General features: G+C 40.3%; 10 protein-coding genes and 2 pseudogenes. 10 read left to right on the top strand and 2 right to left on the bottom strand.

The window, feature by feature from the left end:
• From L4C33_RS15100 to L4C33_RS15145, 10 genes and pseudogenes are all read left to right on the top strand, one after another.
• A pseudogene (locus L4C33_RS15100) lies at positions 1–205 on the top strand (hypothetical protein); the annotation flags it as partial.
• Positions 154–822, top strand: a pseudogene (waaF, locus tag L4C33_RS15105) (lipopolysaccharide heptosyltransferase II); the annotation flags it as partial. The pseudogenes L4C33_RS15100 and waaF, both read left to right, overlap by 52 nt.
• A gap of 7 nt (positions 823–829) precedes the next feature.
• A complete protein-coding gene (locus L4C33_RS15110; protein WP_428813246.1) occupies positions 830–1,843 on the top strand; it encodes a glycosyltransferase family 9 protein in 1,014 nt (337 codons plus the stop codon).
• A 37-nt stretch (positions 1,844–1,880) separates the two neighbouring features.
• Positions 1,881–2,675, top strand: coding sequence for a glycosyltransferase family 32 protein (locus tag L4C33_RS15115; RefSeq protein ID WP_428813247.1), 795 nt, complete (start codon positions 1,881–1,883; stop codon positions 2,673–2,675).
• 4 nt (positions 2,676–2,679) lie between these two features.
• Positions 2,680–3,948 carry a lipid IV(A) 3-deoxy-D-manno-octulosonic acid transferase gene (gene waaA, locus L4C33_RS15120; RefSeq protein WP_428813248.1) on the top strand — a complete coding sequence of 423 codons (1,269 nt, stop codon included), beginning with the start codon at positions 2,680–2,682 and terminating at the stop codon, positions 3,946–3,948.
• Positions 3,949–3,963: 15 nt separating this feature from the next.
• Positions 3,964–4,344 carry an HAD-IIIC family phosphatase gene (locus tag L4C33_RS15125; RefSeq protein ID WP_428813249.1) on the top strand — a complete coding sequence of 127 codons (381 nt, stop codon included), beginning with the start codon at positions 3,964–3,966 and terminating at the stop codon, positions 4,342–4,344.
• On the top strand, positions 4,335–5,924 hold the full coding sequence (locus L4C33_RS15130; RefSeq protein ID WP_428813250.1) for a capsular biosynthesis protein: 1,590 nt from the start codon (positions 4,335–4,337) through the stop codon (positions 5,922–5,924). Before L4C33_RS15125 ends, L4C33_RS15130 begins: the two co-directional genes overlap by 10 nt.
• On the top strand, positions 5,921–6,658 hold the full coding sequence (locus tag L4C33_RS15135) for a glycosyltransferase family 2 protein (RefSeq protein ID WP_428813251.1): 738 nt from the start codon (positions 5,921–5,923) through the stop codon (positions 6,656–6,658). Before L4C33_RS15130 ends, L4C33_RS15135 begins: the two co-directional genes overlap by 4 nt.
• Positions 6,659–6,662: 4 nt before the next feature.
• Positions 6,663–7,586 carry a WavE lipopolysaccharide synthesis family protein gene (locus L4C33_RS15140; RefSeq protein WP_428813252.1) on the top strand — a complete coding sequence of 308 codons (924 nt, stop codon included), beginning with the start codon at positions 6,663–6,665 and terminating at the stop codon, positions 7,584–7,586.
• 3 nt (positions 7,587–7,589) lie between these two features.
• Complete coding sequence (locus L4C33_RS15145) at positions 7,590–8,288, top strand: CatB-related O-acetyltransferase (RefSeq protein WP_428813253.1); 699 nt, start codon at positions 7,590–7,592, stop codon at positions 8,286–8,288.
• A 33-nt stretch (positions 8,289–8,321) separates the two neighbouring features.
• Here the strand turns inward: L4C33_RS15145 and L4C33_RS15150 are convergent, their stop codons facing one another.
• Both L4C33_RS15150 and L4C33_RS15155 read right to left on the bottom strand, forming a co-directional pair.
• Positions 8,322–9,263: a WavE lipopolysaccharide synthesis family protein gene (locus L4C33_RS15150; RefSeq protein WP_428813254.1), complete on the bottom strand. Its 942-nt coding sequence runs from the start codon at positions 9,261–9,263 to the stop codon at positions 8,322–8,324.
• A partial coding sequence (locus L4C33_RS15155) for an acyltransferase family protein (protein ID WP_428813255.1) occupies positions 9,253–11,260 on the bottom strand: 2,008 nt, incomplete at its 5' end. The genes L4C33_RS15155 and L4C33_RS15150, both read right to left, overlap by 11 nt.

Consider the following 11,260-nt stretch of genomic DNA (forward strand, 5'->3'; position numbering starts at 1 on the left):
TGCGTTAGCATCATCAAAACAAACTATGTTAGGTGACGTTATTTTAGAAACATGCGCTCGCCCATCATTAACCGTTGATAAAAGCGCTCAAGAAGCAGCCATCACTAAATTACATCTAAATACTGAACGCCCTATTATTGGCCTTTGCCCAGGCGTCCAAATAAACGTGTATTCCAATTCATGGTTGAGCGTTATGTTGCGTTAGCATCATCAAAACAAACTATGTTAGGTGACGTTATTTTAGAAACATGCGCTCGCCCATCATTAACCGTTGATAAAAGCGCTCAAGAAGCAGCCATCACTAAATTACATCTAAATACTGAACGCCCTATTATTGGCCTTTGCCCAGGTGCCGAATTTGGCCCCGCCAAACGTTGGCCAGATCAACACTATGCAAAAGTAGCAAAAAGCTTAATCGAGAATGGGCAACAAATTTGGCTCTTTGGCTCAGGGAAAGACTACGAAGTCACAGAAAAAATCAAACAGCAGTTACCTGAAGAGCTTCAAAAACACTGTTACAACCTTGCAGGAAAAACCAATTTAATAGAAGCGGTCGATCTACTAGCAGCCTGCCACACAGTGTTAAGTAACGATTCTGGCTTAATGCATATTTCTGCTGCGGTAGGCTGTAACATTGTCGCAATTTACGGTTCAAGCTCTCCCAAGTACACACCACCACTGACAAACAAACTTGAAATCGTCCATACAGATATCGACTGCCGACCTTGCTTTAAACGAGAGTGCCCTCTAGGACACCTAGATTGCCTCAATAAATTATCGCCAAACACTGTATTAGCCGCCACTAACAAATTTATTGGATAAAAGAACAATGAAACATTTATGGTTTGAACGTGGTGCTTATGCATCAAAGAAAGCACGCAATTACATTGAAAACGAATTCTCACCTGAAAAAGTAAAAAAAATTGCCGTGATACGCCATGCAGCTCTAGGTGACCAAGTTATTGTACGACCTTTTCTGATTGAAGCGCGTAAGTTTTTTCCTAATGCTGAAATCACTTTAGTTGGCGTATCCAATTATCAATATGGAATGCCGTCAGATTTAGCAGACCGCATATTGATCATGCCGGGTAAAGACAAAAAAAATGAAACGACTTTAAAAGATAAAATTGCAAACATTAAACAGCTTGGTGAACAAGACTTCATTTTTGACTTAGCAAGTACTAACCGCTCCCACTGGATGGTGGCCTTCAGCAAAGCAAAAATTAAAATGGGTTTCCCATATAAGCCATATCTATGTGGGACGCTATTTAACATGGCAGTATTCCGCTCTGACTTTCAACCAGAAGTTGAGTGCATGCTTGATATGCTCAAGTTACTTGGTCATAACCCTACTCACCCCTTAGAGTTTGCTTACCCTGACCATCGTGAGTTATGTGATAACGAAAAGCCTTACGTTCTTTACTTCAACGGCGCCTCGCAGCTAAGAAAGATCCTAACAAAAGAACAAATGTATTCAGTTATGGAAAAAGTAATAGCAGATAATCCGAACGTAAAGCACATTTACCTCGAGGGTAAGAATGACTTTGAAAAAGGCGAATACCTAGAAGAGCTAACAAGCAATGATAACTTTGAAATTCAACCTTGCTTGCCACTTGATGAGCTTGTTGAATTTATAGCTAAATCAAAGCTAGTGGTTGCCCCTGATACTGGGATTCGAAATATTGCGGTATCTACACATACACCGACAGTCGGTATCTTTTACGCAACGGTTCCATTTAGATACACTCCGTTGTATGAAAAACACGACATTGTAATGAATGCAAACGGCGACATTCCTACGACAGAACAAATAACTGATGCAGTGAAAAAAGCTCTAATTTAGAGATCAACACATGCAAAGTAGAAGCAAGAGAGATAAAATGAACAACTTTCCTATCGTGGTTTGTAACCGCCTTATCCGACTCACTGGTAACATTTTCAAAATGTTGTCTTACCCATTCCATTTCGTATTGCCAAAATATCGTTTTACGATCCCAGCACACTCTCCAGCAAAAGTGCGACTTTCTGGGGATAGAAAAATCCCGAGAACAATTTGGCAAACCAACTTTACTGACCAATGTTCACTGCCTGTATATCTCAATTACTTATTCAACCGATTAATGTCTCTAAACTGTGACTATAATTATGTGAGTACGGAAGCTAGAGGTGAATACCTAAAAGAAAACGCATCGCCTGAGGTATATGATGCATACTCGCGCCTGACCAACGGTGCAGCTCAAGCCGATCTCTGGCGCCTAGTCGTTTTGAATCAGCAAGGTGGTGTCTATATGGACATTGATGCGACTTTGGTCTGGCCCCTAGATAAACTTTTAGGCAACACAGATGATGGATCTCTATACATCAAGATAGGCAAAAATACTCGATTCACTAACTATTTCATAGCTTCAGCTCCAGACAATAAAGATCTGCAAAAAGCTATCAGCCAGGCTGTCTATAATGTTAATCACTATGAGCCATCCATGGGTGTTTACCACTGTACGGGCCCAACCGTTCTTGATGAGTTATTAAGTAACAGAGACGATGTGAACTCTAGAGATCGTAAGTATGTCTGTATTCAAGGCACATTTACCAATGAGTACTTCCAGTACATAGATAAGCCACGCGGTAAGTGGACTCACATTAAACCTGAAGACCTAGTAAAGAAAAAGGACTAGTAACTTGATTAGGTTCGTCTACACTTTACTGCTGATATTCATTGCCCCTTTTTTGTTATTTGGATTGTATAAGAAAAAAGAGGGTAAACCATCTATTGGGCATCGCTGGAGAGAACACTTTGGTATTACCCCAAAGTTGGCTTCTAACCAAAAACCGATCTGGATACACGCTGTCTCTGTAGGCGAATCGATTGCTGTCACTCCTTTAATCAAAGCGATTAAGCAACAGAACCCGAATCAAGTCGTGGTAGTCACAACCACCACTCCAACTGGTGCGGAGCAAATAGAAAAACTCGGGGACTTAGTCGAGCATCGATACATGCCTATAGATTTCTCATTCGCTATCAAAGGTTTTCTTAAAGTAGTACGGCCGAGTCAATTGCTAATAATGGAAACAGAACTTTGGCCCAATACACTGCGCACTGTTGCGAATGCAGATATCCCAATCACTGTACTTAACGCTCGTTTGTCTGAACGCTCCTACAAACACTATGCAAAAGTACAGCGTCTTTTTGACTTGCTCGCCAATAATTTGTCTCACATTCTTTGCCAGCACCAAGACGATGCAGATCGTTTTTTACGCCTCGGAGTAGCTGAAGATAAAATATCTATTACAGGTTCTTTAAAGTTCGATATAGATGTTAGTAATTCCAATATTCAAGAAGGACAAAATTTACGCCGAACGTTAGGTATAGATCGCCCCGTCTGGATTGCAGCTAGCACCCATCAAGGGGAGGATGAACAAATCATCTCAGCTCATCAGCAAATTCTTGAAAAAGTACCAAGTGCTTTGCTGATACTGGTTCCCCGCCATCCGGAGCGTTTTATCTCAGTTACAAAGCTATGCCAAGGTAATGGTTTATCTACTATTTCGAGAACCAGTCAAGAGGTGGTAACTGGTGATACGGAAGTATACCTCGGTGATACTATGGGTGAAATGATGGCACTTATTGCAGCGAGTGATATTTGTTTTATGGGCGGCAGTTTAATTGGCGATAAAGTTGGTGGACACAATTTATTGGAACCCGCTGCTCTAGGCAAACCAACCCTAACAGGGCCTAGCTACTATAATTTCCTAGATATAACTCAACAATTGACGCGTGTAAAAGCGACGACTGTTGTATCTGATAGTACCCAACTAGCTGAGCAATTAACGCACTTATTCTCCAACTCTCAGCTCAGGTTGCGCATGGGCAATTCAGCATTGCAAGTTGTTAAGCAGAATCAAGGTGCCCTCAAAAAGACCCTACACGCTATTTTACCCAATTCATAATAGGAGATCGCAACCATGAAAAGATTGATCGTTGATTTAGATGGCACTCTTACCCAAGCCAATACATCAGATTACAAAAATGTACTACCTAAGTTAGATGTCATTGAAAAGCTAAGAGAATATAAAAAAGACGGTTTTGAAATCACGATTGCGACCGCTCGCAACATGCGAACTTACGAAGGTAATGTGGGTAAAATCAATATTCACACATTACCGATTATCACAGAATGGCTGGATAAGCATAACGTCCCGTACGATGAGATTTTAGTTGGTAAACCGTGGTGTGGGCATGACGGGTTCTATATTGATGACCGTTCTATACGACCATCAGAGTTTGCCAACCTTTCATACGAAGAGATCAATGAGCTATTCGCAAAGGAAAAACCATGTTCTTGATTATGTCGGCCGCTTATATTGGCCAAGAGCTCGAATCAGAGTTTGGGAAAATTCCGCCGAGTTTCCTTCCACTAGGTAACCGACGCCTTTTTCAACATCAAATTCTGCTGGCACCCGAACGCTCAGACGTCTATTTATCGATCCCAGAGTCTTTCTTAGTATCAGATATTGATGCCCAGTGGCTAGAGTCCAATAATGTCACGCTAATCAAGACCCCTGACGGCCTAAACTTAGGTGCATCTTTAGTTGCGGCATTAAATCTTTCTGGTCATTCTTTAGATACCCCTCTGCACATCCTCTATGGAGATACCCTATTTAAGCAACTGCCGACAGGTGATGATGTAGTCAGTATCTCTGAAGTTAAAGATAGCTATAACTGGGCCGTTCTTACCGATGACGACGTTCATTGGTTAAAAGATAGAGACAATCAAAACAATACTGAGTCACATCGTATTGTCGACGGCTACTTTAAGTTTAGTCACCCTAGAGACATTATTAAGTGTGTCACACAAAGTGAATGGAACTTCTTAGAGGGTCTTAATAAGTATCATCAGATTATTGGGCTCACTCCCATCCAATCAGACGGTTGGCTTGACTTCGGGCATGTAAACACCTATTACCGCTCTAAGGCTGATTTTACGACTCAAAGAGCATTCAATGAACTTACCATCAATTCAAAATGGATTGAGAAGTCGAGCATTAAAAGTACGAAGATCGCAGCTGAAGCCAATTGGTTTTCCGAACTTCCTTTTTCCCTTAAAGGAAATACACCACAGTTCCTAGGTGCTACTAAGTCTAATGATGGAAAGGTCTCCTATCGGTTAGAGTACTTACATTTAACTGCTCTTAACGAATTATTTGTTTTCTCTAAATTACCTAGCAATATTTGGCAGCAAATTTTAACTTGCTGTATAGAATTCCTTGCGCTTTGCTCTACAGAAAAGTCGCCAAAAGAACAACCTTCAAACCAGCTTGATGAACTATTTAGTAAAAAAACCCAATCACGTTTACACGAATACTGCCAAGGCTTAGGGATCTCACAAGAACAAGAATGGATATTCAATGATCAGCCTGGAGTATCGTTAACCACAATCCTCAAAGATAGTGAGTCTCACCTACCTGCTGGAAACTCTATTGCATCCGTTCTCCATGGCGACTTCTGCTTTAGTAATATTCTTTATGACTTCAGGGCGGGCAAAGTAAAAACTATCGACCCTAGAGGTATGACACCAGATGAAACTTTGACAATTTACGGTGACATTCAATACGATATTGCAAAATTGAGCCATTCTATTCTTGGTCTTTACGATTGGATTATTGCTGGCTACTTCCATGTAGAGATCGATGGGAGTCACATTAAATTAGATATTGCTGAGGAAAATCAGCATAGGCAAGCGCAACAAATGTTTATTGACCTTATTGAAAAACAGTTCGATCTTTCTGCGCAAAGTTTATATGCAATGCAAATTCAACTATTTTTGTCTATGCTGCCGCTTCATGCTGATGACCCTAAACGCCAACAAGCACTGTTTGCGAATGCATTCAGACTACATCAGATATTAAAGAGATTAGAACAATGATCGTTATTCCAATGGCAGGCATGAGTTCACGCTTTTTTAAAGCAGGGTACACTCAACCTAAATATATGCTTGAAGCTCATGGAAAGACTCTTTTTGAGCACTCAGTAAGGAGTTTCCAAGCCTATTTTTCGGATACTCCGTTTCTATTCATCGTGAAAGATGTATTTGATACCCCAAACTTTGTTCACCAACAGGCACAAAAATTGGGAATAAAAGAATTCTACATTTCTGTCTTGAATGAAGACACTCGCGGGCAGGCCGAAACCGTCACCCTTGGGCTCGAACAACTTGCGGAAAAGGGAGTCGAGCATAAAGGTTCAATGACTGTATTCAACATTGATACTTTCCGCCCCAACTTCGAATTACCAGAAGTTAGTCAACAAAGTGACGGCTACCTTGAGGTATTTAAAGGGTCTGGTGATAACTGGTCTTTTGCTAAACCAAAAAACAAGGATTCAACGCAAGTTATTCAGACTGCGGAGAAAAGCCCAATTTCAGATCTCTGCAGCACTGGTTTATATCATTTTAATCGAAAACAAGATTATCTTGATGCTTATTACGAATATTTAGATAAGCCAGAGCAAGAATGGGAGAAAGGAGAGCTTTACATTGCTCCAATCTACAACCTATTGATCAGCAAGGGACTAAACATTCATTATCACCTGATAAAAAGGGATGAAGTGGTTTTCTGTGGTGTGCCTGATGAATACACTGACTTTTTGACGAAGAAATAGTTAAATGAAAATAGAAAACAAAGATATTACCTTTGTAGTTCAAGGCCCTGTTCAGGCAAACTCTGATAGAAAACAATTACTGGGGATAACAGAACAATGCCTCAGCTCTATTCGATATTACTTCCCAGGGTCGGCAATTATTCTTTCAACTTGGAAAGGACAGGAAGTGTCCGACCTTGATTTCGATAAAATCATTGAATTAGACGATCCAGGCCCAAACTTTATACTTCAAGATGGTGAGCGACTAAAACTTAATAACAATCGCCAAATGTATAGCACACATATGGGATTAAAGGCAGTCAGAACAAAGTATGCAGTAAAGTTAAGAACGGACAACAAACTATCTGGCCGCAACTTCATAACACTATTTGAGCAATACGCGAGACTACCAAGAGAAAAGGAGTTTAACTTCTTAAACTCTAGAGTCGTTACCAGTAGCGCTTTCTTTATTTCATCACATGCAGGTAAAGCTACGCACTTTCATAAAAGCGATTTATTTGATTTTGGTGAAACTGAAGATCTTTTAAAGATATGGGGCGAACACTTTATCCCTGATGGCCAAAGCTTTAGCAAACAATCAGGTTACAAATCACGCTACCCAGCGACTGAACAATTCCTATGCCTTAATTGGATATCCCACCTCATAAAGCGACCATGCTATATCAATACAAAGGCAGGGGATAGTGCAGCGTTAGGAGATGAATTCTGGCCAAACTTTATTGCCAATAACTTGATAGTCGACCAACCAGAATCTCTAGGTCTCGACGTCACAGCGCGTTTTTATAAGCGAGGCAATCTAGCTCTTGAATATGATTTACAAGATTGGCTATATCTCAATGGACAAAGAAAGAAGCCGATTGATGCCAAAAGGCTCTACCGCCTGTATAAGGTGCTTATTGGAAAATTAGGGCACACTCTCAAAGGTTAACCGATGAAAACAATCAAAAGATTTCTCACCATTAAAGAGCTACGTCAGCTAAAGAAAAGCCACGTGGTAATTAAAAAGTGGTTCACCAAAGTACGAAAGCTTGAGGGTGAAGTTACGATAGAGCCTCACACTCACTTTAGTTTGTCTCGAAACTACCTATGGAGCATGGGAGCATTTTCGTATACACACTCACAACTCCCTCCAAATTCCATTGTTGGCCGATACTGCTCAATCTCTGGAGGTTTGAAAGTACTTGGAGTCGAGCATCCTCTACATGCCTTCACAACATCACCTTTAACGTATGAAGAAGGCTTTCTTGGTGGCTCCATACAACCCTTTCCAACCAAGGCGTTACCAACACCGAAACCAGTAATAATTGGTAATGACGTTTGGATTGGCCAAAATGTTTCATTAAAAGCTGGAGTTGAAGTAGGTAACGGTGCCGTCATTGCAGCAAATGCAGTTGTAACTAAAAACGTTCCAGATTACGCTGTAGTTGGGGGTGTACCTGCAAAGATCATTAAATATCGTTTTTCACAAGAAACAATAGCTAAGCTTTTAACGTTCAAGTGGTGGAACTACCACTATGCTGACTTTAAAGGCTTAAGCTTGGATATGGATGAGTTTGAACTGTGCCAATACTTCGAGCAGACACTACCAGCATTGGAAGAATACACTCCAAAGAAAGTAGTTCTCAAATAGGGGAGTGGACACTCCCCTACATAACCAAATTAACTATATCCGTCCCACAATTTTCCGGATCTGCAATCGCCACCCTTTTTGTAGGTAGCTATATACCCTACCTATATACCAAGATACTTTAAACTTCCAGTCTACATTTAGGCCTTGTTGGTACTCTCGTTCATACAACCATTTCCAACGACTATAAGTAAAGAAATTATATGGGAAACTGTCTTTCTGGCTCAAACGTAAAGGAACATTCAAGCCTAAAGTAGAACCATCAACTATCACAAAATTATTAATCATATACTTTCGTGACTTGAGCTTATCAGAGCGCTCACCATGCTCATCAAAGATCGACGTGGGTGTATAACGATTAAGAAAACTAGTAAAGAGCATCTGCTCCACATGAATACTATCTCTAGGGTAGTTCACATGTTGCTTTTTCCCACTCAAGTTTGAATCGAATTCATAGTTTGAGTAAAGCTCAGTATCCCAAAAACGGATCAGGTCCTCAGTTTCACCAAAATAAAAAAAGTCAGATAAGAAATAAGGCATATGTAAGCCCCTCTCAACTTCTCGAGCACAGAAATTTGCGCAAACAACTCTACTGTTAAAAATTGAAAATCTTTCGTCACGTAGTTTATACGATGAAAATATTTCTTTTACGGTTGTTTTTTCAAGTATGTTATCAGCTCTAAGCTTAACAGCATATTTGGTTTTTACGCGACGAAGTCCTTCTAGAGATGACACTATTTGACGATTAATGTTGACGTAAACTGGCTCATTCTTTTTGTTATAAACAAATATGCTTGCTCCAGGATCATCATTAAAGAGTACCTCATCAACCTGTAGCCCATTTATGCTTTCACCTTTCCAGGTAGAGAGGATAATTTGGCAACCCGGAAAATTCTTTTTGATAGCGTCAATTGATTCGCTAGTTCTTACTTCTGATACGGGGCCTTGAATAACAAAGGTAATTTCACTATTTTTCACCACGCCCTCCCAACTCATCTTCTAGTATTTCAGCTTGGTAAGTGTTTGTCTCAAGCCACTTGCGAGCAAGAATTCTAGCTCCCTGTGAATTTAAGTGGTTATTGTCATGATAAAAGGGAACCCCATTATCATTACTTTTACACTCTTCACCATCACACATCAGAGAAACTGTCGGAATGAGCAAAACTTCAGGGTACTTACTGGCAATATCTCGAACAACTTGATTTGAGTACTCCTGCCTACTTTCCATATCACCAATAGGCAAATCGCATGAGCTACTAACCTTCCAGGAATAGGCTAAGTTCTTCATTAGGCAATTACTAGGCTTAAATGAATAAGACGGAGCTTGTTCAAAAAGTACAGGGACGATTTCATTTTCCAATAAAAACTCTACCGTATTCTGCAATCCAAGGTTAAACGCACGACGACTATTATTTATAGATTCTGAATAATCTGAACTATCCCCTAAATATACACGACTCCCTCTTTCTCCATTGGCTCTAGTGGTTTCTGTGTACATCGCCCAACGTGCAGCAAGGAAAACCACTGCCGGTTTTGTCTTTTCAATAGCCTCTTTAAAACGATTGTTTCTATTTGTACATGGTGCTTCAGGTTCACCATGTTTGATCAGGTCACTTCCCAGCAAGGGAGGGCAGCCAGCAGAACCAGCAATGAGTGAAGAAAACCCAAACTCATTACCTACTTCATCCACAAAGCTTCTGAAGTGACCCGCATGGGAGTCTCCCCAAATAATAGTATTAATTGGCTTGCTCTCATCACCAATAATATAAGGTTCAAATGGTTCTGATTTATCCTTCAAAGGCTGAAGGTATTTCTCTTCATCATAGGTATAACTGGAGATTTGATATAAACGTAAAGCTTTATCAGTGAAGCGCTCAGGGTAGCCATCGTTGGAGGCAATGTTTTTTGCAGCAATAATAGAAATCGTAACTGGAAGAACGAAATAGAATAAATATACCCAACGTTTTTTTAGGTTTAAGTGGCGTAAGGGGTTTTCTATTAATTGCCAAGACGCTATCGAAAGAACTACCGTTATCAGACCACATATCAAAGCATCTAAGGCTGTGAAAGTATCATTATAGTATCGATAAAACGCGAGCACTGGCCAGTGCCACAAATACAGCGAATAAGATAAGCGCCCAACAAGAACGACTGGTTTCTGACTCAACACTGACGAAACCCAGGTCGCCTTAGACTCACCAGACAAGATAATCATAGCTGAAGCCAATGCTACCCAAAGTGCATTAACACCAGGAAAAACACTATCCTTATCAAGGAAAAAAGCCAAAGCAAACAGACTGCTGAAACCGATAATCCCACTTAGTTGATAAGCTGGCTTTGGTAGTGATACTTCGCCTTTTCTCTTGTAGAAAAAAAGAATTGATAATAATGCACCAATTAAAAGCTCAAACCCTCGGCTCTGAATTAGGTAATACCCAGCACCAGGGCTGGTCACAGATATAAATTCAGAGTAAGCAAGTAGAACCACCACAGTAATTGCCATCACTACTGCGAATAGTTTATTCCCTAAAAAACGAGCAGAAATAAGTAGTACTAACGGCCAAACAAAGTAAAACTGCTCTTCAATAGACAGAGACCATGTATGAAGTAATGGAAGCGTCTCAGAGGTGGGAGCAAAATACCCAGATAGCCTTTCGAAATATATATTGGCTATAAATGAACTCGCATAGCGCCAACTATCAGCAAAGCTTGCAAAATCATTCGGTGTGTACAACAAATACGAGAGAACTAAGCTGGTTAATGATACAACGTAAAAAAGCGGTAATATCCGCTTGATTCGTTTAACGTAAAATTCATTAAATGAAAACTGTTTAGCTAGTATTTGTGGGTAAATAGCAGAGGTGATGATATAACCTGAAATAACAAAAAAGACATCAACACCGATGAACCCTCCAGGTATCCAACTTCCATTCATGTGGAAGATTATCACTAAGATAACCGCGATAGCCCTAAGG

This window comes from Vibrio makurazakiensis (assembly GCF_050337375.1).
GTDB lineage: Bacteria > Pseudomonadota > Gammaproteobacteria > Enterobacterales > Vibrionaceae > Vibrio > Vibrio makurazakiensis.

What these genes read in the sequence shown, in the direction of transcription:
- L4C33_RS15110 (WP_428813246.1), top strand. Translation starts at nt 830, where the DNA reads ATGAAACATTTATGGTTTGAACGTGGTGCTTATGCATCAAAGAAAGCA.
- L4C33_RS15115 (WP_428813247.1), top strand. Translation starts at nt 1,881, where the DNA reads ATGAACAACTTTCCTATCGTGGTTTGTAACCGCCTTATCCGACTCACT.
- L4C33_RS15125 (WP_428813249.1), top strand. Translation starts at nt 3,964, where the DNA reads ATGAAAAGATTGATCGTTGATTTAGATGGCACTCTTACCCAAGCCAAT.
- L4C33_RS15130 (WP_428813250.1), top strand. Translation starts at nt 4,335, where the DNA reads ATGTTCTTGATTATGTCGGCCGCTTATATTGGCCAAGAGCTCGAATCA.
- L4C33_RS15135 (WP_428813251.1), top strand. Translation starts at nt 5,921, where the DNA reads ATGATCGTTATTCCAATGGCAGGCATGAGTTCACGCTTTTTTAAAGCA.
- L4C33_RS15140 (WP_428813252.1), top strand. Translation starts at nt 6,663, where the DNA reads ATGAAAATAGAAAACAAAGATATTACCTTTGTAGTTCAAGGCCCTGTT.
- L4C33_RS15145 (WP_428813253.1), top strand. Translation starts at nt 7,590, where the DNA reads ATGAAAACAATCAAAAGATTTCTCACCATTAAAGAGCTACGTCAGCTA.